General features: G+C 68.1%; 23 protein-coding genes. 12 read left to right on the top strand and 11 right to left on the bottom strand.

All coding sequences use genetic code 11. The features are described 5' to 3' along the window. The first annotated feature begins 201 nt into the window (after positions 1–201). Positions 202–777, top strand: a complete 576-nt coding sequence (locus ACO054_RS14105) for a TetR/AcrR family transcriptional regulator (protein WP_421707223.1) — start codon at positions 202–204, stop codon at positions 775–777. A gap of 17 nt (positions 778–794) precedes the next feature. Here ACO054_RS14105 and ACO054_RS14100 read toward each other — a convergent pair whose 3' ends face one another. Then, positions 795–1,388, bottom strand: coding sequence for a TetR/AcrR family transcriptional regulator (locus tag ACO054_RS14100; protein WP_421707222.1), 594 nt, complete (start codon positions 1,386–1,388; stop codon positions 795–797). Positions 1,389–1,464: 76 nt separating this feature from the next. On the opposite strand from ACO054_RS14100, the gene ACO054_RS14095 reads away from it, so the two are divergent. After that, the gene (locus ACO054_RS14095; protein ID WP_421707221.1) at positions 1,465–2,256 is read left to right on the top strand and encodes a crotonase/enoyl-CoA hydratase family protein; all 792 of its coding nucleotides are present in this window, start codon (positions 1,465–1,467) and stop codon (positions 2,254–2,256) included. Here ACO054_RS14095 and ACO054_RS14090 read toward each other — a convergent pair. Both ACO054_RS14090 and ACO054_RS14085 read right to left on the bottom strand, forming a co-directional pair. After that, complete coding sequence (locus tag ACO054_RS14090) at positions 2,253–3,644, bottom strand: MATE family efflux transporter (RefSeq protein ID WP_421707220.1); 1,392 nt, start codon at positions 3,642–3,644, stop codon at positions 2,253–2,255. The two genes, ACO054_RS14095 and ACO054_RS14090, sit on opposite strands and share 4 nt — an antisense overlap. A gap of 4 nt (positions 3,645–3,648) precedes the next feature. Beyond that, positions 3,649–4,395, bottom strand: coding sequence for an SDR family NAD(P)-dependent oxidoreductase (locus ACO054_RS14085; RefSeq protein WP_421707219.1), 747 nt, complete (start codon positions 4,393–4,395; stop codon positions 3,649–3,651). 146 nt (positions 4,396–4,541) lie between these two features. On the opposite strand from ACO054_RS14085, the gene ACO054_RS14080 reads away from it, so the two are divergent. After that, positions 4,542–5,141, top strand: coding sequence for a TetR/AcrR family transcriptional regulator (locus ACO054_RS14080; RefSeq protein ID WP_421707218.1), 600 nt, complete (start codon positions 4,542–4,544; stop codon positions 5,139–5,141). Between the two features lie 15 nt (positions 5,142–5,156). Here the strand turns inward: ACO054_RS14080 and ACO054_RS14075 are convergent, their stop codons facing one another. Together ACO054_RS14075 and ACO054_RS14070 are read right to left on the bottom strand one after the other, a co-directional pair. Continuing rightward, positions 5,157–5,921: an ABC transporter permease gene (locus ACO054_RS14075; protein WP_421707217.1), complete on the bottom strand. Its 765-nt coding sequence runs from the start codon at positions 5,919–5,921 to the stop codon at positions 5,157–5,159. Beyond that, positions 5,918–6,970 carry an ABC transporter ATP-binding protein gene (locus tag ACO054_RS14070; RefSeq protein WP_421707216.1) on the bottom strand — a complete coding sequence of 351 codons (1,053 nt, stop codon included), beginning with the start codon at positions 6,968–6,970 and terminating at the stop codon, positions 5,918–5,920. The genes ACO054_RS14075 and ACO054_RS14070 overlap by 4 nt, the downstream gene beginning before the upstream one ends. 208 nt (positions 6,971–7,178) lie before the next feature. Between ACO054_RS14070 and ACO054_RS14065 the strand changes: the two genes are divergently transcribed. The 5 genes from ACO054_RS14065 to ACO054_RS14045 all read left to right on the top strand — a co-directional run bounded on the left by ACO054_RS14065 (position 7,179) and on the right by ACO054_RS14045 (position 11,681). Further along, positions 7,179–8,666, top strand: a complete 1,488-nt coding sequence (locus ACO054_RS14065; RefSeq protein WP_421707215.1) for a 4-hydroxyphenylacetate 3-hydroxylase family protein — start codon at positions 7,179–7,181, stop codon at positions 8,664–8,666. A gap of 51 nt (positions 8,667–8,717) precedes the next feature. Next, the gene (locus ACO054_RS14060) at positions 8,718–9,758 is read left to right on the top strand and encodes a flavin reductase (protein WP_421707214.1); all 1,041 of its coding nucleotides are present in this window, start codon (positions 8,718–8,720) and stop codon (positions 9,756–9,758) included. Continuing rightward, positions 9,755–10,432, top strand: coding sequence for a DUF1028 domain-containing protein (locus tag ACO054_RS14055; RefSeq protein WP_421707213.1), 678 nt, complete (start codon positions 9,755–9,757; stop codon positions 10,430–10,432). The genes ACO054_RS14060 and ACO054_RS14055 overlap by 4 nt, the downstream gene beginning before the upstream one ends. A 14-nt stretch (positions 10,433–10,446) precedes the next feature. Next, the gene (locus tag ACO054_RS14050; protein WP_421707212.1) at positions 10,447–11,370 is read left to right on the top strand and encodes a LysR family transcriptional regulator; all 924 of its coding nucleotides are present in this window, start codon (positions 10,447–10,449) and stop codon (positions 11,368–11,370) included. 146 nt (positions 11,371–11,516) lie between these two features. Then, entirely contained in the window at positions 11,517–11,681 is a 165-nt protein-coding gene (locus ACO054_RS14045) for a hypothetical protein (protein WP_421707211.1), read from the top strand. A gap of 27 nt (positions 11,682–11,708) precedes the next feature. Here the strand turns inward: ACO054_RS14045 and ACO054_RS14040 are convergent, their stop codons facing one another. Beyond that, positions 11,709–12,572, bottom strand: coding sequence for a hypothetical protein (locus tag ACO054_RS14040; RefSeq protein WP_421707210.1), 864 nt, complete (start codon positions 12,570–12,572; stop codon positions 11,709–11,711). Positions 12,573–12,624: 52 nt separating this feature from the next. Here ACO054_RS14040 and ACO054_RS14035 point away from each other — a divergent pair, with 52 nt between their 5' ends. Both ACO054_RS14035 and ACO054_RS14030 read left to right on the top strand, forming a co-directional pair. Beyond that, a complete protein-coding gene (locus tag ACO054_RS14035) occupies positions 12,625–13,170 on the top strand; it encodes a DUF924 family protein (protein ID WP_421707209.1) in 546 nt (181 codons plus the stop codon). Positions 13,171–13,283: 113 nt separating this feature from the next. Then, positions 13,284–13,643, top strand: coding sequence for a hypothetical protein (locus tag ACO054_RS14030; protein WP_421707208.1), 360 nt, complete (start codon positions 13,284–13,286; stop codon positions 13,641–13,643). On the opposite strand, the gene ACO054_RS14025 is transcribed toward ACO054_RS14030, so the two are convergent. Beyond that, positions 13,640–14,272 carry a pyridoxamine 5'-phosphate oxidase family protein gene (locus tag ACO054_RS14025; RefSeq protein WP_421707207.1) on the bottom strand — a complete coding sequence of 211 codons (633 nt, stop codon included), beginning with the start codon at positions 14,270–14,272 and terminating at the stop codon, positions 13,640–13,642. The two genes, ACO054_RS14030 and ACO054_RS14025, sit on opposite strands and share 4 nt — an antisense overlap. Positions 14,273–14,432: 160 nt before the next feature. Between ACO054_RS14025 and ACO054_RS14020 the strand changes: the two genes are divergently transcribed. Continuing rightward, positions 14,433–15,428 carry an endonuclease/exonuclease/phosphatase family protein gene (locus tag ACO054_RS14020; protein ID WP_421707206.1) on the top strand — a complete coding sequence of 332 codons (996 nt, stop codon included), beginning with the start codon at positions 14,433–14,435 and terminating at the stop codon, positions 15,426–15,428. 12 nt (positions 15,429–15,440) lie between these two features. On the opposite strand, the gene ACO054_RS14015 is transcribed toward ACO054_RS14020, so the two are convergent. The 4 genes from ACO054_RS14015 to wrbA all read right to left on the bottom strand — a co-directional run bounded on the left by ACO054_RS14015 (position 15,441) and on the right by wrbA (position 20,629). Continuing rightward, positions 15,441–17,903 carry a DUF3772 domain-containing protein gene (locus tag ACO054_RS14015; RefSeq protein ID WP_421707205.1) on the bottom strand — a complete coding sequence of 821 codons (2,463 nt, stop codon included), beginning with the start codon at positions 17,901–17,903 and terminating at the stop codon, positions 15,441–15,443. Positions 17,904–18,102: 199 nt separating this feature from the next. Next, positions 18,103–19,170: a glutathione S-transferase family protein gene (locus tag ACO054_RS14010; RefSeq protein WP_421707204.1), complete on the bottom strand. Its 1,068-nt coding sequence runs from the start codon at positions 19,168–19,170 to the stop codon at positions 18,103–18,105. 80 nt (positions 19,171–19,250) lie between these two features. After that, entirely contained in the window at positions 19,251–19,976 is a 726-nt protein-coding gene (locus tag ACO054_RS14005; RefSeq protein WP_421707203.1) for a pirin family protein, read from the bottom strand. 53 nt (positions 19,977–20,029) lie between these two features. Further along, on the bottom strand, positions 20,030–20,629 hold the full coding sequence (gene wrbA, locus ACO054_RS14000; protein WP_421707202.1) for an NAD(P)H:quinone oxidoreductase: 600 nt from the start codon (positions 20,627–20,629) through the stop codon (positions 20,030–20,032). A gap of 129 nt (positions 20,630–20,758) precedes the next feature. Here wrbA and ACO054_RS13995 point away from each other — a divergent pair, with 129 nt between their 5' ends. Further along, positions 20,759–21,697: a LysR family transcriptional regulator gene (locus ACO054_RS13995; RefSeq protein ID WP_421707201.1), complete on the top strand. Its 939-nt coding sequence runs from the start codon at positions 20,759–20,761 to the stop codon at positions 21,695–21,697. Positions 21,698–21,740 lie beyond the last annotated feature (43 nt).

Here is a 21,740-nt window from a genome sequence, read left to right as displayed (position 1 = left end):
TCTCTGCGGGCTTCTGACGGGCGCGGTATCGCTGACCTGCCGAGCCTGCGAACCGGATTTTATTTATGTAGATCATTCTATATATTGAAGTGCGAGTCACGAGGATCCGTGAGGCAGCCCTTCACATCGCGGTGAGGTCGGGCGACTTGTCTTGGCGCAGGCCGCCCGACAGACTGCGTTCTGGGCGAGGGAGTCGAGCCTTTGGGCCGCGCGAGCAAAAGAGATCAGGTTCTGGATACGGCCGAGGCGCTTTTCTCGCGACAGGGCTTTGCCGCGACCGGGATCAATCAGATCACCCGGGAAGCGGGCGTGGCTTCGATGACTCTCTACAACAATTTCGAAAGCAAGGACGCGCTTGTCGCGGCGACGCTGGAGCGCCGTTCGACCCGCCTGCTCGACGGAATTCTGGAGAGCGTGGAGAAGAGCGGGACGGACCCGAGAACCCGCATCCTCGCCGTCTTCGACGCCGTGGAGCGGTGGGTTGCCGCCGAACTGGACAGTCCCAACGGCTTTTCCGGCTGCATCTTCCTGAAGGCGGCGCAGGAGTACGACGACCCCTCCTCCCCCGTGCGTCGCCTCGCGCAAAATCATAAACGGCGGATCGTCGGGGTCTTCGAGCGGGAGGCGGAACGGCTTGGGGCGTCCGACCCGGCCGCGGTCGCACGGTCCCTGCATCTTCTGATCGACGGGGCGATGATCCAGGCACAGATCTTCGCCGATGCCGGAAGCCCGAGCCGGGCGCGGGGCCTCGCCGAACTGATCCTGGATCGGGGATAGCCGGCCATCCCGCGTCTTCAGTGTTTGATGCATTTGCTCCGGGGAGCTTCGGTAACCAGAGCCCGCGCCGCACGCCCGGCGGCCTCGACGTAGGCCGGGTCGCGGTGGACGAGCACCGTCGAGAAGGCGCCGTCCATCAGCAGGACGACGTGCCGGGCCAACTCTTCCGGATCGGCCAGGGCCTCGCGGGTGAAGATCTCCGACAGCCAAGCCTCGAACTTCTTCTTGTGCGTCGCGCCGACCTTCATGGCGGGGTGTCCCGGCATGTTGGCAAGCTCGGCGGCGGTTCGCAGAAATCCGCAGCCCTTCCATCTCGGGTGCCGGGCGGCCTCCGCCAGACTGCGGAAGATGGCTTCCACCTTGTCGGCGAGGTCGCCGTCGCAGTCGTCGAACCAGGTCTTGAAGAGGGCGAGGTTCGGTTGATCGCGGGACGCCAGGTAGGCGGCGATCAGCTCGTCCTTGCTCTTGAAGTGGTAGTAGAGCGTCTTCTTGGTGATCCCGGCCTTGGCGGCGATGGCATCCACGCTGACAGCCCGGATGCCCTCTCCGTAGAAGAGGCGATTCGCGGCATCCAGAATGCGCTCTTTCGCAGGGCGGCTGTCACGGCTCATGGGTAGGTATACTAGACGGTGAGTATACACCAGTCCAGCGGCCTCCTAGGGTCTTCGAAACGCAGAGGAGAGGCCCATGACCGACCTAGTGATCTACGAGACCCGGGGCGCCGTCGCGCTGCTGACTCTGAACCGGCCCGAGAAGCTGAATGCCCTGAACTACGCGACCAACGACCGACTGATGGCCTTGCTGGATACCATCGAGGCCGACCCAGCCGTCCGGACCGTCGTCATCACCGGCGCGGGCGAGCGGGCCTTTTCGGCTGGCGGCGACATTCACGAGTTCACGGGGAGCGTGAAGGCGGGTGTCGAGACGGCCGTCCGGGACTTCTGCAGACGCGGTCAGACCATGACGGCCCGGCTGGAGTCCTTTCCCAAACCGGTGATCGCGGCGGTCAACGGCATCGCCTTCGGCGGCGGCTGCGAGATTACGGAGGCCGTTCACCTGGCCGTCGCCAGCGAAAGGGCGCTCTTCGCGAAGCCGGAGATCAATATCGGCATTCCCCCGACCTTCGGCGGGACGCAGCGCCTGCCCCGGCTGGCCGGCCGCAAGCGAGCGCTGGAACTGTTGCTGACCGGCGACAGCTTCTCGCCCCAGCGCGCCTACGAGATGGGTCTGGTCAACTGGGTCGTGCCGCACGACCGCCTGCTGCCGTCCGCTTTCGAACTGGCGGAGCGGATCGTCCGGCACTCGCCCCTGGCCGCATCGCGGATCATCGCGGCCGTGACCCGGGGCCTCAACACGACGATCGCGGAGGGGCTGGAGATCGAGCGGGAGCAGTTCGCGCGCATGGCCGCGACCTGCGATATCCAAGAAGGTCTGGAGGCCTGGATCGCGCGACGCGCCCCTCACTACACTGGACGCTAGAGGGTTGCGACGGCCTCCACCGCCGTCCGCCGGAAGAAGCGCACCTGCAGGGCGACGGCCGCCGTCATGAGGCCGAGGCCGTAGCCGACCCAGACGCCAGCGGGGCCGAGGTCTAGCCAGAAGCCGAAGAGGTAGGCGCCGGGCAGGGCGATCAGCCAGTAGGCGATCAGGGAAATGACGGTCGGCACGCGGTTGTCGACCAGCCCGCGCAGGGCGCCCACGGAGGTCGACTGGATGCCGTCGACCACCTGCATCAGGGCCATGGTGATGAACATGGCGGAGGCGATGGCGATCACCTCTGGATCATCCGACAGGGCCCGCGAGATGTCGGTCCGCAGGATCAGCAATAGCAGGGTGATGGCCGCCATCCAGCCGACCACCGCGCCGAAGGCGCCGAGCCCGATGGCGCGCACGCGCTCCGCTTCGCCGGCGCCGACCGCCTGGCCGATGCGGATGCCGACTGCTGCCGCCATGCCGAGGGGCAGCATGTAGAGGACGGTGGCGATGGAGCCGACGACCTGGTTCGCGGCCAGGGCGGCGGCGCCGAACCAACCGAGCATCAGCCCGGCCAGCGCGTAGGCGCCGCCTTCCCCGGTATAGGCCAGGGCGACCGGCCAGCCTTCGCGAAATTGCCCGGCCATCGTCTTGATCGAGAGGGCCGCCTTCTGCCGGAAAGCCGCCATGGATCGGGCGCGGCGCCAATAGAGCCAGACGGCGGTCAGCGCCACGCCTTCGGCCAGCAAGCTGGCGAGCCCGGCACCGAGCAGACCGAGCCCCGGCCAGCCGAAGGCGCCGTGGATCAGGATCCAGTTGAAGGGAATGTTGAAGAGAACGCCCAGCAGGGCGAAGGCGGCGCCGGTCCAGGGACGGTCCACTGCGTCGAACAGCCCCTTGAAGACGTAGAGAATGGAGAAGGGGATCACCACGAAGGCCATGGTGACCCAGTAGGGGAACAGCACGGCCAGCACCTGCTGCGGCTGGCCGAGATAGGGCAGCAGCGGGAAGATCGCGATCATCAGACACGTGCCGACCGCTCCGGCGAGCAGGCCGAGCAGGGCGCCGTTGCGGACCGCCGAGGAGACGGCCTGGGGATCCTGGGCGCCGCGCGCCTGGGCCATGGTGATCCCAATGACCGAGACCAGCCCGTAGAGCGCGGAGTAGAGGATCACCAGCGCGCTGGTGGTGAGCGCCGCCGCCGCCAGCGCCTCGGTTCCGAGCGGCGAGATCATGACGGTGTCGACCACGCCGATCAGGGTCGCCGCCGCCAGACCCACGACGATGGGGACGGCGAGGCCCACCACCTGGGGCGTCTCGCGCAGGCTGGCCGCGATCAGTCCGGGGTGCGGGGCGGCCCGTCGGGTGGAACCGCTTTCCGTGTCGAGCGTCATGGCGCTAGGCGCTGTCCGGCTGCTTCTGCATCAGGTTGATATCTTGCGGAACCGCGTCGGCGGAAAGGGACAAGAGATAGTCGAGGGTCCGAAGCAGATCCTCCAGCGGGATCGGGACCTGCGCACCGAAGGCACCGCCGGCGATATCCTCCAGAACCTCCGGGGTCGCGAGGTTGCCGGGATTGACGACCGTCACGCCGATCCCCCGGGGGCGCAGGGCGAGCGCCAGGGCCTGGGCCGCGCCGCGCAGGCCGAACTTGGAGGCCGTGTTGGCCACCTCGACCGTTGCCGCGTTATCGAGCCCGGAGAGGGCACCGATGAAGACGACGCGCGGATTGGGCGCTAGAGCCAGGTTGTCGGCCAGGCCTTGGGTCAGGAGGATCGGTGCGATCAGGTTGACCGCGATCACGGCACGGGTTTCGGCGCGCGGGCTGCGCGCGAAGTCGTAGTCCTTCGTAAAGGCGCCCTTTTCCCAGGTACCGCCGAGAAAGAGCAGCCCATCCAGCGGGTCTTCGCCGAGGGCGGCCTGAAGGGCGTCGAGGCCCTCGTCCGTTGCGACGTCGGCCTGGATCCAGGTGCCCTGGGCGGCGGGGGTGCGGGAGGCGGTAAAGAGCCTGTCGACGCGCGGCGCCAGATGCGCGGCGACGGCCGCGCCCAGGCCCCTGCTGGCGCCGACGATCAGGTAGGTGCCTTTCGAACTGCTACCTGGCGGATGGGCGGTCGCCATATCGGCCGCCATATCGGCCGCCATATCGGCCTCCGTCGCGCTGGATTATTGAGATACGCTACGTATGTATTTTCTCAACGTTGCGTACCCCGCGTATGTCAATAGAGTCAAGCGGCCATGGACTGAGAGGACAGTATGTCGGGGCAGTGTGTCAGAAGGGAGTCGACCGGATGAGCCAGGCCGGGAAAGCGCGCACCCATGCGGAGATGATCGCCGAGACGACGGGGAAGCTCGTCTCGGCCGCGCGCCGCTCCTTCGGAACCAGGGGGTATGCCGACACCTCCATGGACGAGCTTTGCGCGGAGGTCGGGCTGACGCGCGGCGCGCTCTATCACCATTTCGGCGGCAAGGCCGGCTTGCTGGAGGCGGTGGTTCGCGAGATCGACGCGGAGATGGAGGAACGCCTGGAGGCGCAGTGGTACGCCATCGAGGATCCTTGGGAGAGCTTCCGGGCCTGCAGCGTCGGCTATCTCCGCATGGCGCTGGAGCCCGAAATTCAGCGGATCCTGCTGCGGGACGCGCCGGCCGTGCTGGGTCAGCGCCTGCGGGAGATCGACGAGGCCGGTTCCATCGGCCCCTTGACCGAGGCTCTGGAGGATCTGATGCGTGCCGGCCGCATCGCCGACTGCGACGCGGAGGTCGTCGCTCGGCTGCTCAACGGCGCGCTGGTGGACGCAGCCCTCTGGATCGCCGCCGGCGAGGACGCAGAGGCCCGCTTCGAACGCTCGGCCGCCGGCATCGAGCTGATCCTGAAGGGCTTGGAGCGGTGACGGGCGCCGAAGCCGTCACGAGAAGCGCGAACGCCGGTCGCGGTGGTAGGCGATCCAGGTGAGGGCGATGAAGCCGGCGGTGAAGGCCGCGAGCGCGAACAGGCTGGCGGTCGGGATCGGGTGGGCGCCGACCACGGCCCAGGCGACCTCGCCCATGTGGCGGGTGGGTGTCCAGTGGGAGAGGGTCTCGATCTCTGCCGGCAGGGACTGCGGCGGCACCCAGAGACCGCCGAGATAGGCCTGGGGCAGAAACACCAGGTTGGCGATGGCCACCGCCGAATGACCCGAGGTGAGATAGCCCAGGGCGGTGCCCATGAAAGTCGCAGGCACGGCCAGTAGTAGACAGACCGCGAGCAGGCGGAGCTGCGTCTCAGGATCGAGGCTCAGGCCGGCCACGAGGTAGGCCGTCGCCAGCACCAACAAGACCGCCGCCGTCGAGAAGACCAGAGCCGCGCAGAGGCGGGCGATCCACAGCGGCGCGGGTCCGCCCGGCAGGCTGCGCTGCCAGACGGCGAAGGCGCTCTGCCGGTCCTCGGCAATACCGACGCCGAACTGGAAGAAGGCGACGCCCAGCACGGCATAGACCGCGAAAGAAGCGGCCGCGTAGACGGCCTGTGCACCTTCGCCGGCGGTCTGGGCGCCGAAGAAGGCGTAGAGCATGGCGGGGAAGAGGATCGTCGGGACCCAGAAGCCCGGCAGGCGGAACAGGCCGCGAAAGGTCAGGACCAAGTTGGCAAGAAGCAGGTTGGTTTGGAGCAGAGCGAGCGTTCTCCCGATCATGGCTGCGTCTCTTTCCGCAATTCGGCCACCGTGTCCTTAAGGTCCAGGGGCGTTGCCTGCAGGTCTCGCAGCTCGGGCAGCTCCCGCAGCAGGAGGCGGATCAGGGCGTCGCTGTCGGCGGTGACCCTTTGCCAGCGCCCATCCTGCAGCAGGAAATCGCGCAACAGCCAGGCGGGCGGGTCGACCTCTTCGGCCAGCGAGAAGCTGACGCGGCAGCGCCCGGCCCGGCTGCGGATCTCCCGCAGCGTGCCCTCCAGGATCAGGCGGCCCCGGTCGATCATCGCGATCCGGTCGCAGACCTGCTCGATCTCGTCCCAGTGATGGGAGGTGAGCAGAAGGCTGCCGCCGGCCTCGGCATAGGCCCGCGCGTAGGCCCGGAAGAGATCCTGTCCGCCGGTGTCCAGGCCCGAGGTCGGTTCGTCCAGAAACACCAGGGCGGGATTGCCGACGAAGGCCAGGGCCAGCGCCACGCGGCGTTTCTCCCCACCCGAGAAGCCGCCCATGCGGCGGTCGATCAGCCGCTGCAACCCGAAGGCCTCGATCAGCTCGGTCATCGGCTTCGGTTTGGGAAAGTGCGCGGCTGCATAGGACAGCAGCTCGCGCGGCGCGATCTGCTCCGGAAAGTCTGCGTTCTGGGGCGTGATGCCCACCAGCCGCTTGGCGCCCTGGCTGCCGATGGGCTGCCCGAAGATGCGGCCGCTGCCGGCGTCCGGGCGGCGCAGTCCCTGCAGCAGTTTCAGCGCGGTCGACTTGCCGGCCCCGTTGGTTCCGATCAGTCCCAGCGCCTCGCCGGGCCGCAAGACCAGGGAGAAATCCCGCAGCGCCTGCAAACTGCCGAAGCGCTTGCTGAGGCCGCGCGCCTCGATGGCAAGAAGGCTATCGGCGCTGTGGCGCGCGCTGTCCGTTCGGGGAGTGCCGTGCATCGGGGCTGGAACCAAAGGTGGGGAAGGGGGAAGCCTGCGCTCTATCGCGACGGCTCCGATCCCCTGCAAGCGTTCCTGCGTGAAGGCGATGCAGAAGACCGCGAACGGCGTCCCGGCGCCGGCCACGCTTCGTGAACGGCATCGCCTCTCTCACGCAATGACGGTCCTAAGCTTCGGATTTTCCGATCCAATGTTATGAAAAGATATATTTTGCCGAAGGCTGCGCCGGAGTCACACTGCGAGAGCCTTGGCGATTAAGTCGCACTCGCCTGGTCACAGGGGCGGCCCGGTCGCCTCTGGCACCTGCACCGACTTCGGCCTTCGGGAGACCTGCATGATCCGCACCGGCGCGCAGTACATCGACTCGATCCGCGATGGCCGCGAGGTCTATATCGGCGGCGAGCGGGTGCGGGACGTTCCCAGCCATCCCATGTTCAAGCCGCTGGTCGAGATCCGCGCGCGGATCTACGACATGGCCCACGCGCCGGAGACCCGCGAGGTCATGACCTATGCGGAGGAGGCAGGAGGCGAGCGCCACGCCGTCGGCAACAAGCTGCCCGTCACCCAGCAGGACTGGTGGGACAAGCGCCGCGCCACCGACCGGGTGCTGGAGACCGTGGGCGGCATCGTCACCCGCGTCGGCGACGAGACGGTGGGCGAGGTCTGGAGCCTCTACGACGGGCAGGAGGTGCTGAACGAGGTCGATCCGCAGTTCTCTGCCAACATCCGCAGGCACGTGGAGCAGGTGATCAAGGGCGATCCTTTCCACGTCTCCGCCAACACCGATCCCAAGGGCGACCGGTCCAAACGGCCGCAGGACCAGGACCCGGACATGCTGCTGCATGCGGTGCGCGAAACCGACGCCGGCATCGTGGTGCGCGGCGCCAAGTACGAGACGGCGGCGGCCTACGCCAACCAGGCCTTCACCAAGCCGACCATCGCCAACTGGGGCGACGCGGCCCTGTCGGACTACGCCGTCGGCTTCGTTTGCGACCTGGGTTCGCCCGGCCTCAAGTTCATCTGCCGCGAGGGCTTCGCCGGCCGCGCCGCGCCCGAGGACTATCCCCTGGCCAACCGTTTCGACGAGGTCGACACGCTGGTCGTCTTCGATGATGTGCTGATCCCCTGGGAGAACGTGCTGTTCTACCGGCATACCAAGGCGGCGACCTTCATCCGGGCCACCCTGCACCGCTACTCGGCCTTCGCCTTCGTGCAGCGCAACCTGCGCTTGGCCGATCTGATGATCGGCGCGGCGCTGTTCAACGCGCGCCAGACCGGCCTGGACAAGCAACAGGCAGTGCAGGAGAAGCTGTCCCAGCTCGCGGTCTACCGGGAGGGCATCAATGCCCACCTGACGGCGGCCATCGCGCTGGCCGAACCGAGCCCGGCTGGCCTGCTGATGCCCAATCAGTCGCTGCTCTACAGCGGTCGCGTGCTGGCCTGTTCCCAGCTGCACGAAATGATGCATGTCGCCCGCGAGCTCTGCGGCGGGCAGGTTTGCGTGACGCCGAACAAGGCCGACTTCGACAACCCGGCGACCAAGCCCTGGCTGGAGAAGTTCTATAGCGTCAACGAGGACTGGGTGGCAGAGGACCGGCGCAAGCTGCTGGCCTTTGCCCGGGATCTGCTGAACTCCGACTACGCCGGACACCGGCTGACCTTCCAGCTGTTCGCCCAGTCGCCGCCCTTCAATCACCTGGCGGCGGTCTATCGCAGCTTCGACTGGGACGGCCCCCTGGCCTTCGCCAAGGACTCCGCTGGCTTGTCCGACCGCGTTCTGGGTGCCAAGAAAGTCCCTGGAACGCAGAGCGCCGCCGAGTAAGTAGCCAGGTGGGCCGATGCGATCGGAGCGAAGGGCCGATCGGAGCGAAAGATGGACAGGCAAGGGGACATGGGACTGCCCGAACAGAACCAAGCCGAGGCCAAGGAGGCCGATCCGGATCTGCGGCGCCGCTTCCTGGAGGGCATGAGCCGGGTCGCCACGACGGTCAGCGTTGTCACCACCGACGGGCCCGGCGGCCGGGCCGGCGTGACGGTCTCCGCCATGTCCTCGGTCTCGGCCGACGGACCGCAGCCAGTGCTGCTGGTCTGCGTCCATCGCGACAGCCCGGCCGCCGCCGCGATCCGGACCAACGGCGTCTTCTGCGTCAACCTACTGCGGGACGAGCAGGCCGGCGTCTCCGACGTCTTCGCGGGACGGATCAAGACGGTCGACGGCGACAAGTTCTCCTGTGCGCTCTGGACGACGCTCGCGACCGGTGCGCCGCTGGCCGAGGACCGTCTGGTCGCCTTCGACTGCCGATTGCTGCAGGAACAGGCGGTCGGGACCCATCACGTCTTCTTTGGCGCGGTCCAGGCCGTGGCGCCGGCGCCCGGCGAGGCGGCGGGCGAGGCACCCGGACGAGCGCTGCTCTACGCCGACCGGGCCTACGGCACCCCGGCCCGGCTGGAGGGCGGACAGGCGGCCCCGGCCCACCGCCGCCTGCGCCCCTTCAACACGCGCGACACCTACCCGGATCAGAAGCTCGACAACGATCTCAGCCAGCTGGTCGCGGCACGCGGCACGACGCTGTTTCTGCGCGGCCAGGTCGGCCAGGGGCTGGAGGACAGCACTTCGGTCGCGGTCGGCGATCCGGCCGGGCAGGCGGAGCAGGCCATGGCCAACATCGCCCAGCTTCTGCGCGAGGCCGGCAGCGACCTGAGCCATGTCTGCAAGATCGTCATCTATCTGACCGACCCGCGCTATCGCGAGCCGGTCTACCAGGTGGTCGGCAGTTGGCTGCGCGGCGTCTATCCCGTCTCCACCGGTCTGGTGGTGCAGGCCCTGGCGCGGCCCGAGTGGCTGGTCGAGATCGACGTGACCGCCGTTATCCCGGAGGGCAGCGGGGACGGCGCACCGGCGGAGACGCCGTGACCTTCTCGATTGCCGCGCGCTGTTCGGCGACGGGCCAGCTCGGTCTGGCGGTCAGCTCGTCCTCGCCCGCCGTCGCGGCGCGCTGCGCCCATGCCCGTGCCGGCGTCGGGGCCGTCGCCAGTCAGAACGTCACCGACCCGCGTCTCGGGCCGCGCGGGCTGGAGCTGATGGCGCTCGGCGCCTCGGCGCGGCAGGCCCGAGACGCGCTCGTCGCCTCCAGTCCGGGCATGGCGCATCGCCAGCTCACGCTGGTGGACGCCAAGGGCGGCACGGCCCACTGGTCCGGCGCTGAGACCCTAGGCCTCCATGCTGTCGCGGAGAGCGCGGGCGCCGTCTGCGCCGGCAACCTGCTGGCCAATGCCGAGGTGCCCGAGGCCATGCTCCAGGCCTTCGCCAAGGCCGCGCGCGATCCGTTGGGCGACCGGCTGATCGCCGCCCTGCAGGCCGGGCTGGAGGCGGGCGGAGAGGCCGGGCCGGTGCACTCCGCCGGCCTGCTGCTGGTGCGCGACGTGCCCTGGCCGGTCGCCGACCTGCGGATCGACTGGCAGGAGGAGGCGCCTATCGCCGCGCTGGCTTCGCTTTGGCGGCGCTACGAGCCGCAGTTGGAGGATTACGTGACGCGCGCGCTGGACCCTGCGGCGGCGCCGGGCTACGGCGTGCCGGGCGAAGGCTGAGCGGCCGCCGCGCGATGCGCTTCACCTTCCGCCAACTGGAGTACTTCGTCGCCGCCGGCGAGGCCGGCAGCATTCGCGGCGCGGCTGAGGCCGTATCCATCTCCCAACCCTCGATCTCGGCGGCCATCGCCCACCTGGAGCGCGAACTAGGGCTGCAGCTCTTCGTGCGGCACCATGCCCAGGGCCTGTCGCTGACGCCGGCCGGTCGGCGCCTGCTGCACGAGACGCGGCTGCTGCTGGACCGGGCCGAGGGGCTGCACGGCGTCGCCGCCGAACTGAAGGAGCAGTTGGGCGGTCGTCTGGCCCTCGGCTGCTTCGTCACCCTGGCGCCGATGATCCTGCCGGAGCTGATCCAGAGCTTCGCCGGAGAAGCGCCCGCCGCCGAGATCGCGCTGTTCGAGGCGGATCAGGAGCGTCTGGTCGCGGCCCTGCGGCGGGTCGAACTGGATCTGGCCTTGACCTACGATCTGCAGATTCCGGACGACCTGGTCTTCACGCCCCTGGCGGCCCTACCGCCGCACGTGCTGCTGCCGGCGGCGCATCCCCTGGCGGGGCGGGCGGAGGTGAGCCTGGCGGAGTTGGCTGAAGAGAAGCTGGTGCTGCTCGACCTGCCGCTGAGCCGCGAATACTTCCTTTCTCTCTTCCTGCGCGAGGGGCTGGAGCCGCAGATCGCCCAGCGTTCGGCCCAGCAGGAGGTGGTGCGCGGCCTGGTCGCCAACGGTTTCGGCTACAGCCTTGCCAACGCCCGGCCCCGCCTCGGCGCCGCGCCGGATGGCCGTCCGCTGGTGCGGCTGGCCCTGGCCGGCGACCCTCCGCCGCTGCGTCTCGGTCTGGCCCGGGCCGAAAGTCTGCAGCCCTCGCGCCTCTCGACCGCCTTCGCCGCGCACTGCCGCAAGACCATGGCCGAGGGCGGCATTCCGGGCATGGACCTGTCGTAGTTCCCGCAGTTCCCGGCGTTCAGACAATTGCCGGCTGCCGACGCACAGGGCTTTGCATCTTTAGAATGAGCTAAGTCAAAGCCGCTTCGGCGGGCGCGCGTCCAAACTGCGCCGTCGTATCGCGCAACCGGGCAGGATCCACGGACATGCTGAGTCTTCGTCTCGCCGTCGCCATGGCGCTGACCGCCGCCCTGCTGCTGGCCCTGGGGCCGCGTGTGGCGAAGGCCGACAGGCTGGAGAGCCTGGAGATCGCCGGCTGGGTCACCGCCGCGCACAGCTCTTTCGAGGGTGTCAGCCTGCTGCTTGAGTAGCGCTGCGCCGTTGCGCGCCGGCTGCCATCAGTACTGGAAGTTCAGCTTCCGGCTGACCAGCGGGATCGGGCTGGCGGGGTCCGCTTGCCCTTGGCTGGGTATCGCCTGGTTGCCTGTTACCGGCTGCGTAAGTGCCGGCTGTGCGAGTGTAGCCGGGGCAACCTGGGGCGGAGTCGGGACGGCGGGGGCCTGTGTCGAAGCGGGCGGCCTCGCCGGAAGGCTGGCCGCCGGTCGCACCGCCAGTTGTTGGCTTGGCGGCTGTTGGCCCGCCGACTGTTGACCTGCCGGCAGTTCGCCTTGCGGCAGCGCGCTTCGCTGCGGCGCAGCGGGCGCTTCCTCCGGCAAGTCCTCGCCCGGTGCGGGGGCGGCCGGGGGCGTCAGCATCAGGTCCTCGGGGCGCACGCCCCGGTCGCGCGGGACGTCGAAAGGGCCGCGGCCGCCGCGCACGTTGCGGATATCGTCGAACCAGGGCGGGATGTAGACCTGTCCCGCCACCAGGCGCGGTAGGCTCTCCTCCGGCTGCCGCGCTGGGGCGTCGGGCAGGACGATGCCGCGTCTTCCGCCCGGGCCACGCTCTCCGGCGGGGTCCAGGTAGAGGCCGGTCGCCGAGTCGATCTGAGGGGCCAGGATGGTGGCGCCGGCGGGCAGAGGCACGCGCGGCAGATTGCGGAGATCGACCCGTGGGGTCGAAACGGTCGAAGACTCCTGCTCCCGCTGGACGCGCTCGGCCGGCGTGCTGTGGAACTGCAACTCGCGGGAAACCAGCGGCAGTTGCTGTGCGGCGGTCGTCAGCGGTGTAAGCGCCAAGACCGAAAGCGCGCCGACGGCCAGAGCGGCGCGGCGGAGGGGCCGTCGAGGTTTCGAACGCTCGGTAGAGGGGTTCTTGTTCATCTCAGTCGCTTGTAGCAGAAAGATATCGCTTTGGGCGAGAGAGGAGGGCGGTATGAGCGAGATCGAGGCGGTACTGGACTTCTGGTTTTCGCCGGCCGCCGCGCCGAAGTGGTTCGTCAAAGATCCGGATTTCGACGCCGAGATGGCGCGCGTGCTCGGGCCTCTATTGGAGCGGGCGCGGGTTGGCGCCTTCGGTCACTGGCCGGCAACGGCGCGCGGCGCCCTGGCCCTGGTGCTGCTATTCGATCAGGCGCCCCGTAACCTCTTTCGGAACAGTCCCGAGGCCTTCGCCCTGGATACGCGCGCCCGGGCCCTGACCAAGCAAGCGGTGGCGGCCGGTCTGAACCGCGGTCTCGCTCAGGAGCAGCGGCTGTTTCTCTACATGCCGCTTCAGCACAGCGAGACCCTGGCCGACCAGCAGCGCTCCGTGGCGCTGTTCGGCCAATTGGACGAGGACCCCGAGTGGCTGGTCTATGCCGAGCGGCATCTCGAGATCGTCCAGCGCTTCGGCCGCTTCCCCCACCGCAACGCCGCCCTGGGCCGCGCGACGACGGCCGAGGAAGCCGAGTTCCTGACCGAGCCGAACTCGTCATTTTAGCGTTAACCGGCTCTCCGAAGCGTCAAGACGGCGGAAAGGGGATTTGTCAGTGGGCGAAAGGTTTGCTCTAACATCAGGGTAAATGACCGATACGACGGAGCGATCGACGCGCGATGCGTAACCTTACGACGGCCGCAGCCGTTCTGGCGGCATTGACACTGGCTGGCCCGGCCGCCGCCCTGACCGATGAGCAGGCCGAGGGGCTGTTCCTGCGGTATCAGAAGGCGATCGCCGCCGCCGAGTCCTGCTACGACGTCGCCTTCAGCCAGCCGCAGCACCAAGCGATGATGGACGTCGTCAACGCAGCGGTGGAAAACCGGATCGGCACCAAGCGCCTGCGTCTGGTGGTTGAGGCGGAAACCGAGGTGCGTGCGCTGCTGCCGAGCCAGAGCTGCCGGGGCGAGAAGATCGTGCCCCTTCTGGACCTCTTCGAAAGCGAGTTGAGACCGGCGCTGGCGGGCGTAGAGGGTTAAGGCTGCACCCAATTCGATGTCAGCATGCCGGCATCGTCCCAGGCGAAGCGGGCGCTGCAGTGGCCCTGATGGCTCAGGTAGAGCCAGTCGAGCCGGCGGATCTCGCACAGGACGACGGCGAAGTTCCGAAGTCCGGCTTCGCTCTCTTCGCGCGTCGGGCTTCGGTCGGCGACGGCGGCGGGCAGGCCCGAGGTCGGCATTTCGCTCAGACTGCCGGGCGCCCTTCGCGCCAGATAGCAGCGGCGACTGAAGAGCCGCGTGCCCTGCCAGGCGGCCGTTGCGGGTTCGCTGTCCTGCCCATGGATCGTCGCGAGCGCCTGGACCCGGACCTGGGTCTTCTCGGCCACGTCGTAGAACAGGAAGCTGACGCGCGGCTGCGCCTCGATCTGCCGGACCTTCGCGCTGCGCGCGTCGCTGTGGAAGCGGAGCAGGCGGTGCCGGCTGTCGAAGCCGCGCAATATCACGCTGCGCGCATCCGGGCCCTCGTCCGGCGTGGAAGTGCCCAGAACCGGGTTGTGGAAGCCGTGCCTGCGGTCGCCCACACCGCGCTGCAACAGGTGCCAGCAGTTCTCGAGAACGGTGGCCAGATCCGGCTCTTCGTCCGGGTGACTGATGTGCACCAAGGTCATTCTTCGCGCCCCCGGGCGAGCCTGTCCCGCTCGCTGCCTCGATGTTGGAGCTGAGCGGGAGGAGACGGACGGGACCCGGCCGGGGTCCTTCAGTTTAGCAGATAGGCAGGAGGTCAGGGGGTTTCCAGAGACCGGCCTGGCGGTGGCATAGTCGCAGCCCATGACGGCACCCCCGACCGCACCCCCGACCGGAACGCCACTGCGGCTTGCGACCTTCAACCTGGAGAGCCTCGGAGACGGCGATCGCGGTGGCCCACCGCTGGCCCCCAGGTTGGCAGCGCTGCGCCCGCTGCTAATGGCCCTGGAGGCTCAGGTTCTCTGTCTTCAGGAGGTCAACGCGGCCGCCGCTAGAAAGAAAGCGCCGCGCCGGCCGGCGGGTCTGGAGGCCCTGGTCGCCGGCACGCCCTACGCCGAGGCCGCGCGCTGTCTGTCCCTCGGCGTGACCGGAACGCATCTGGCCGACCGCCACAACCTTGCGATCCTGAGCCGCCTGCCGCTGCGAAGCTGGCAGTCCCTCTACCACGACTTCGTCCGGCCGCTCGATTTACCGCTGGTCGGACAAGCGGGCGCGCGGGTGACACGCAGCTTCGACCGACCGTTGTTGTCGGCCGAACTGGAGCTGTCGGACGGGCGTCTGCTGCATGTCGTCAACCTGCATCTGCGTGCGCCTCTGGCCGCTGCCTTTCCCGAGGGTAAGGCAGCGGGCGCCTGGCGCAGCACGGCGGCCTGGGCTGAGGGGCTGCATCATGCGTCTCTGCTGCGGAGCGCCCAGGCACTGGAGGCGCGGCTGCTGGTAGAGCGGATCTTCGATGGCGATCCCGAGGCGCTGATCGCCGTCTGCGGCGACTTCAATGCGGAAGGCGAAGCCGCGGCGCTGGAGATCCTGACCGCGCCGCCGGCCAAGACGGGGCTGGCCGACAGTGCCGGGCGCAGCCTGGTGACCCTCGACCCCGGCCTGGCGCCGGACCGCCGTTTTTCCCTGCGTCATGCCGGGCGGGCGCTGATGGTCGACCATATCCTGGTCAGTCCGGCCCTTTTTGCCGGCTATCGCGGTCTCGACAGCCTGAACGCCCACCTGATCGACGACTGCGCCCGCGCGGCTGGTGCCGAACGGGGATCTTTTCACGCACCCCTGGTCGCGGAGTTCGAACTATAAAGCTGCTCTAGGTCAGCGGTCGCCGCCCTCTCCGCTGCCGCCGTCACCTCCCTCCGCCCCGCCTTCGGGGCCGACTTCGCCGCCGCGCGGCGCCGTCGCGGCGGTGGGGCCGCCGTGGGGTGCCACGGCGTGGCCCGGCGCAGTGACGATGTGGAGATCGCGCTGCGGGAAGGGGATCGTGATCTTGTGTTCGCGGAAGACCCGGTCGACCGCGAAGTGCAGGTCGCTGCCGACCCTCAGATAGTAATCGGTGTCGCGCACGTAGGCCCTCAGCTCGAACTCCAGGGCGGAGTCGCCGAAGTTGCGGAAGAGGACGTAGGCGGCCGGCGTGTCCAGCACGTCGGGATGCTCCTGCGCGCAGGACAGCAGCAGGTCGTGGACCAGTTGCGTGTCGGAGCCGTAGGCGACCCCGACCTTGACGGTGGTACGCGCCACCCGGTTCTTGTGAGTCCAGTTGGTGACAGGCTGGGTGATCAGCTCGCTGTTGGGCAGGATGACGGAGGCGCGGTCGAAGGTCTCGATCTCGGTGGCCCGGACGGAGATGTGTTTGACCATGCCCTCGTGGCCGGCGGTGACGATCCAGTCGCCGACCTTGACCGGTCGCTCGATCAGCAGCAGCAGGCCGGAAACGAAGTTATTGACCACCTCGCGCAGGCCGAAGCCGATGCCGACCGACAGGGCGCCGGCGATGATGGCGATGTTGGAGAGGTCGAGTCCCAGGGCGGCAATGCCCAGCAGCAACGCCAGGATGACGCCGACATAGCCACTGGCGGCCACGATCGAGTGGCGTACGCCGACATCCAGTCGGGTCTGGGGCAGCAGCCGGTCGGACAACAGCCGCTTGACGACGCCCGTCGCCGCCAGGGCCAGCAGGAAGATGACCACGGCCAGGACGAAGTCGAGCGGTGAGATGGTCAGGCCGCCAATCTCGAAGCCCGTGACGATCTCACGGGTCCAGAGGTTCAACAGCGCGGAGGGCACACCCAGCAGGTTCAGCAGCAGGTAGAGGCTGCCGAGCACCAGTGCTGCATCGATCGCCAGCGAGATCCAGAAGAGCAGGACTCGGGCACCCTGTTCGCTGAGACCGCTGGAGCGCATGACCACTCCGGACCAACTGCCCTCCGGCGTCAGGAGCTGCTCCAGCCCTTCGCGCACAATGGCGCGCAGCAGCAGAAGTCCGCCCAGCAGTAGGGCGAAGAAGACCAGCCGCGACAGCAGGAAACCGCCCAGGAAGGCATAGCCGGCCAGTGCCGTCAGGGGAGCCGCAATCAGCAGCAGCCAGATCAGCAGACGGGCGGCGGGCCAGTAGCTGCTGCCGATGCCTTTCGCCTCCGGCCAGAAGCGTGAGGGCAACAGACCCATCAGGAGGATCGTTACAACGGTGATGGCGATCAGCAGGAACACCGAAACCAGGGCTTCGGGCCGTGGCGTCATGGTGATGTCGATGGTGGCCCAACCGAAAGAGAAAAGGGCGTTCACGGCGGCGAAGGCCGTGATGCCGTTGGCCAAGGCAACGGCCCCGTCAGGCGACGTCGGGACGATGCGCCAGGCCGGCAGCTTCGGCGAGAGAGCCGCCCGCGCCAGTCCCGCGACCAGCAGGAAAAAGGCCAGGATGCGCAGGCCTGCGGCGATCAGTTCGGCGAAGTCGCCGGTCAGCAGCCCCTGACCGATCAGGGCGCCCGCCAGGGCCGCCAGTGCCAGCAGCGGCAGCAGCGCGTCGGCGGCGCCGTCGACCACGACCGCCAGAAGCCGTCGGGCATAGGACGGATCGGAAATGGCCGAATCGCGACCGAAGCGGTCCTTCAGAAAGAGCCGCACCGGCCAGGCGAGAACGCCGGCGAGCAGGAAGGCCAACACCGCCAGGAAATAGGGACCGGGCTGACTCGTGATCGACGGTGCCTCGCCGTACCACTCCAACGGTGCGGCCAGCGCGCGGCCCAGTACCGTAACGGCCTGGCCGAAGGCATCCAGCCAAGTCTGCGGCTCCAGCGGGCTGGGGAAGAGGGTCAGAAGCTCGGCCGTCAGCTCCTCCTGCTGCGCTCGGCTGATGTCCCGCAGCAGGACGTTGGCTTGGGTTTCCGCAAGTTGCGCCTGGCGCAACCGGGCCTCGAAGACCGCGATCCTCTCCTGGATGTCCCGGCGCGCCTCGGTGATCTCCGGTCGCTCGTCCGGTTCGCCCTCCGCCGGTGGAGGGCCCAGGGCGTCGCGTTCCTGACCCAGCGGCGTCAGCTCTGCCAGCGCCCGGCGCTCCGCCGCGTCGGCTTCGCCGATCAGCCTGTTGAGATCGCCTTGCAGTTCGGCGATACGTGCCGGTGACGGCGCTGTGTCCGCCAACTCCTCGCGCACCGCCTCCAGGGTTTCCTGCCAGGATGCGCTGATTTCATCGAAGGAGCGGGTTTGCTCCTGCGCCGTGGCAGAGAACGGTAAAAGCAGGACGAAGACGGCAAGGGCGCAAAAGGCCAAGCGGGCAAACACAGTCCGGTCGCACCTCGATCGTGGGCGCCGACCACTCGGGTCGTCGGTTTTCCTGGCGCTGGTTAGCAGTCCAGGCACCGGCCGGACAAGCCCCGGACCGCCGAGTGTCAGGGCCTCTCCGGCCGATACCGAAGCTAAGAGGGCAAAGACGGCGAAAGAGGGGCGCGCATGGCGACGCCCGGCCTCAATGGTCTCGACCCTATTGAGCGGCTTGACTCAGCCGATCCCGACCGTGTGGGGCCCAGTAGTCGATGCGGGGACCGGCGGGTACGACGCCGGTCGGGTTCACGGTCTTGTGGCTGCCGTAGTAGTGCCGCTTGATGTGCGTGAAGTTCACCGTCTCCGCCACGCCCGGCATCTGGAACAGCTCGCGGGTGTAGGCCCAGAGGTTGGGGAAGTCGACCAGACGGTTCCGGTTGCACTTGAAGTGTCCGACGTAGACCGGGTCGAAGCGCACCAGGGTGGTGAAGAGCCGCCAGTCCGCCTCCGTCAGAGTCGCGCCGGCCAGATAGCGGCTTTCGCCGAGCCGGGCCTCCAGTTCGTCCAGGCAAGCGAAGAGGCTGTCGAAGGCGTCCTCGTAAGCGGTTTGTTCGGTGGCGAAGCCGGCCTTGTAGACGCCATTGTTGATCCGGTCGTAGACCTTGACGTTGACCGCGTCGATCTCGCCGCGCAGCGCTTCGGGATAGAAGTCCGGGGTCGCGGCGTCGCCGATCTCTCCAAAGGCGTCGTTGAGCATGCGGATGATCTCCGCCGACTCATTGCTCACGATGGTTTCGCGCTGCTTGTCCCAGAGGATGGGGACGGTGACTCTGCCGCTGTAGTCGGGCTTGGCCTTGGTGTAGAGCTGGTGGGCGTAGTCAGAACCGTAGAGCGGATCGCCCTCGGGGATGCCGGGGGGGATGTCGGGGGGGATGTCGGGGGAGATGTTCGGCGTGCGCTCGTCGCTGCGAGCGCTCTCCTGACTCGTCGGTCGAAACTCCCAACCGTTCTCGGCCATGTGGTAGTGCACCGTCGAGGTAGAGATCGCGGCCTCCAGCCCCTTCAGCTTGCGGAAGATCAGCGTCCGGTGCGCCCAGGGACAGGCGAGGCTGACGTAGAGATGGTAGCGCCCGGACTCGGCCTTGAAGCCCCCTTCGCCGCTGGGGCCTGCGCTGCCGTCGCGGGTGATCCAATTGCGGAAGGCGCTGTCCTGGCGCTGGAAGCGACCGCCGCTCGACTTGGTGTCGTACCATTTGTCGTGCCAAACGCCCTCGACCAACAGGCCCATGTCGCGTCTCCTTTCGTCTTGGCGGTTGTCGCTGACGCGCATGGGTCTCGACCGGTAGGTCGAGACCCATGCGCCTCAAGTTAGGCCGGAACCTCGGCGATCAGGATTTCGCTCTCGGCCTCGGCGGTCAGTTCGACCGCCTCCACGTCGGCCAGGGCGACGCCGTCCCGGGCCTTGGCGGAGAAGGAGGCGCCCTCGCCCTCCACCTTCACCTGCCCGACCGCCGGCACCAGGTAGGCGCTCTTGCCCGGCTGGGGCCGGTAGGTCACCGACTGTCCCGGCTTCAGGGTGGCGGCCAGGATGCGGGCATCCTGGTGGATCGGCAGCGGACCTTCGCCTGTGCCGTCCCGCTCGGCGTCGCCGGAAGCGAGCACCACCAGTTCGCCGCTGCGCTCGCCCTTGGGGAAGGCGCTGGCGGCCCAGCCCGGCGCGATGCCCGGTTCGGCGGTCTCGATCCAGATCTGGAAGATCTTGGTCTCCTCGCTTTCCACGTTCATCTCGGAATGCTGAATTCCGCTGCCGGCCCACATGACCTGGACGTCGCCGGCCTCGGTCCGGCCGGCGTTGCCCAGGTTGTCCTGGTGGGTGATCGCGCCCTCGCGCACGTAGGTGATGATCTCCATGTCGCGATGGCCATGGGGGGCGAAGCCGCGACGGGGTTCAATGGTGTCGTCGTTCCACACCAGCAGCTTGCCGAGGCCGCGCCGCGCCGGATCGTCGTAGCCGGCGAAGCTGAAGTGATAGCGGGCGCTCAGCCAGTCGTTCTCGAAACGCCCGAGGCTCTCGAAAGGACGATGCTCGATCATGGTCTTAACTCCCGTTCCGGGCGGCCCGAAGGCCGCCCTCGATTGCATGTCTTTTAGGCAATCAACTTCCTGGCGACGTCCGCCACGGTCCGGCCCTGGTAGCGGGCCAGCGCCAGCTCCGTGTCATTAGGCTGGCGCGAGCCGTCGGCTCCGGCGATGGTGGCCGCTCCGTAGGGGCTGCCGCCCTTCACCGCGGAGAGGTCCATCAGTTCGGACGCGCCGTAGTTCAGCGGCACGATCACCATTCCGTGGTGGGCCAGGGTGTTCCAGGTCGAGGTGATGGTGGTCTCGTTGCCGCCGCCGGTTCCGGTGGAGGCGAAGACGCTGCCGACCTTGCCGACCAGGGCACCCTTCATCCAAAGACCGCCGGTCTGGTCCCAGAAGTTCCGCATCTGGCTCGCCATGTTGCCGAAGCGGGTCGGGGTGCCGACGATCACGGCGTCGTAGTCCGCGAGTTCCGAGGGCTCGGCCAAGGGCGCTGCCTGATCCAGCTTCGCGCCGGCCTTCTCCGCCACCTCCGGCGGCATCAGTTCCGGGACCCGCTTGACGGTGACCTCGACGCCCTCGACGGAGCCGGCGCCTTCGGCGACCGCGCCCGCCAGGGTTTCGACATGGCCGTAGGTCGAATAATAGAGCACCAGTACCTTGGTCATCGCAGAAACTCCCTTGCCCGTCTTGTCGATAAAGGCCGTTGCCGGCCGCTTGACGAGAAAGGTGGTGCGTTGACCCATAGAAGTTAATAAGCTGAATTGTTAATTGATTGTTTCTTGAGGGAAACGCCAGTGAAGCTCGAAGACGTCACGGCCATGGTCGTTTTCGCCCGCGTCGTGGAGCTGGGCGGTTTTTCCGCGGCGGCGCAGGCGCTGGGCCTGTCGAAATCGGCGGTGTCCAAGCAGATCAGCAAGCTGGAGGACCGCCTCGGCACGCGCCTGCTCAACCGCACGACACGGCAGCTTTCCCTTACTGAGGCAGGCGCCGCCTTCTTCGAGCGCTGTCAGCGCGTCGAGGCCGAGGCTTTGGCGGCGGAGGAGGCGGTGACGCATTTGGCCGAGGCGCCGCGCGGTCTTCTGAAGGTCAACGCGGCCCTGTCCTTCGGTGCGCGTCACATCGCTCCGGCGCTGCCGGACCTGCTGACCCAATGCCCCGAACTCGAGGTCGATCTCTCGCTCAACGACCGCCCGGTGGATCTGGTGGAGGAGGGCTACGATCTGGCCGTTCGGATCGGCAAGCTGGGCGACTCGAGCCTCGTCGCGCGCCGCCTCGCCCCTTTGCGTCGGCTGGTGATCGCGTCGCCGGACTACCTGGCACGGCGCGGCCGGCCGGAGCATCCGAACGATCTGAAACAGCACGAGTGCCTGCTCTACGCCTATCAGACGGGCGGACAGACCTGGAGCTTCCGCCACGCCGCCGGTGATGACGAGCGGGACGTCAAGGTCCGCATCGCCGGACGGCTGCGGATCAACAACGGCGATGCCATTCTGAAGGCTTGCGCCGCCGGGCAAGGCATCGCTCTCCTGCCCAGCTTTATCTGCGGCGAAGCTACCGCCGAAGGTGCCGTCGAGCGCTTGCTGCCGGACTGGGAGGACGGTGTGGCGGGCGGCATCCATGCCGTCTTTCCGGCGAGCCGAAACCTCTCGCCCAAGGTGCGCGTCTTCATCGACTTCCTGTTGACGCGCTTCGGCAGCGAGCCCTATTGGGACGCCCCGGTGAAACGCCCCTAGTCGAAACGCCCCTAGTCGAAACGCCCGTAACGGTCCCGTCGAC

The organism is Algihabitans sp., from assembly GCF_965226985.1.
In the GTDB taxonomy this organism is placed as follows: Bacteria; Pseudomonadota; Alphaproteobacteria; order Kiloniellales; family DSM-21159; genus Algihabitans.
This window is presented reverse-complemented; position numbering and strand designations above follow the sequence as displayed.

What these genes read in the sequence shown, in the direction of transcription:
- ACO054_RS14065 (WP_421707215.1), top strand. Translation starts at nt 7,179, where the DNA reads ATGATCCGCACCGGCGCGCAGTACATCGACTCGATCCGCGATGGCCGC.
- ACO054_RS14005 (WP_421707203.1), bottom strand. Translation starts at nt 19,976, where the DNA reads ATGATCGAGCATCGTCCTTTCGAGAGCCTCGGGCGTTTCGAGAACGAC.
- ACO054_RS14090 (WP_421707220.1), bottom strand. Translation starts at nt 3,644, where the DNA reads ATGACGCTCGACACGGAAAGCGGTTCCACCCGACGGGCCGCCCCGCAC.
- ACO054_RS14050 (WP_421707212.1), top strand. Translation starts at nt 10,447, where the DNA reads ATGCGCTTCACCTTCCGCCAACTGGAGTACTTCGTCGCCGCCGGCGAG.
- ACO054_RS14075 (WP_421707217.1), bottom strand. Translation starts at nt 5,921, where the DNA reads ATGATCGGGAGAACGCTCGCTCTGCTCCAAACCAACCTGCTTCTTGCC.
- ACO054_RS14100 (WP_421707222.1), bottom strand. Translation starts at nt 1,388, where the DNA reads ATGAGCCGTGACAGCCGCCCTGCGAAAGAGCGCATTCTGGATGCCGCG.
- ACO054_RS14080 (WP_421707218.1), top strand. Translation starts at nt 4,542, where the DNA reads ATGAGCCAGGCCGGGAAAGCGCGCACCCATGCGGAGATGATCGCCGAG.
- ACO054_RS14040 (WP_421707210.1), bottom strand. Translation starts at nt 12,572, where the DNA reads ATGAACAAGAACCCCTCTACCGAGCGTTCGAAACCTCGACGGCCCCTC.
- wrbA (WP_421707202.1), bottom strand. Translation starts at nt 20,629, where the DNA reads ATGACCAAGGTACTGGTGCTCTATTATTCGACCTACGGCCATGTCGAA.
- ACO054_RS14060 (WP_421707214.1), top strand. Translation starts at nt 8,718, where the DNA reads ATGGACAGGCAAGGGGACATGGGACTGCCCGAACAGAACCAAGCCGAG.
- ACO054_RS14095 (WP_421707221.1), top strand. Translation starts at nt 1,465, where the DNA reads ATGACCGACCTAGTGATCTACGAGACCCGGGGCGCCGTCGCGCTGCTG.
- ACO054_RS14020 (WP_421707206.1), top strand. Translation starts at nt 14,433, where the DNA reads ATGACGGCACCCCCGACCGCACCCCCGACCGGAACGCCACTGCGGCTT.
- ACO054_RS14010 (WP_421707204.1), bottom strand. Translation starts at nt 19,170, where the DNA reads ATGGGCCTGTTGGTCGAGGGCGTTTGGCACGACAAATGGTACGACACC.
- ACO054_RS14025 (WP_421707207.1), bottom strand. Translation starts at nt 14,272, where the DNA reads ATGACCTTGGTGCACATCAGTCACCCGGACGAAGAGCCGGATCTGGCC.
- ACO054_RS14045 (WP_421707211.1), top strand. Translation starts at nt 11,517, where the DNA reads ATGCTGAGTCTTCGTCTCGCCGTCGCCATGGCGCTGACCGCCGCCCTG.
- ACO054_RS14030 (WP_421707208.1), top strand. Translation starts at nt 13,284, where the DNA reads ATGCGTAACCTTACGACGGCCGCAGCCGTTCTGGCGGCATTGACACTG.
- ACO054_RS14035 (WP_421707209.1), top strand. Translation starts at nt 12,625, where the DNA reads ATGAGCGAGATCGAGGCGGTACTGGACTTCTGGTTTTCGCCGGCCGCC.
- ACO054_RS14085 (WP_421707219.1), bottom strand. Translation starts at nt 4,395, where the DNA reads ATGGCGGCCGATATGGCGGCCGATATGGCGACCGCCCATCCGCCAGGT.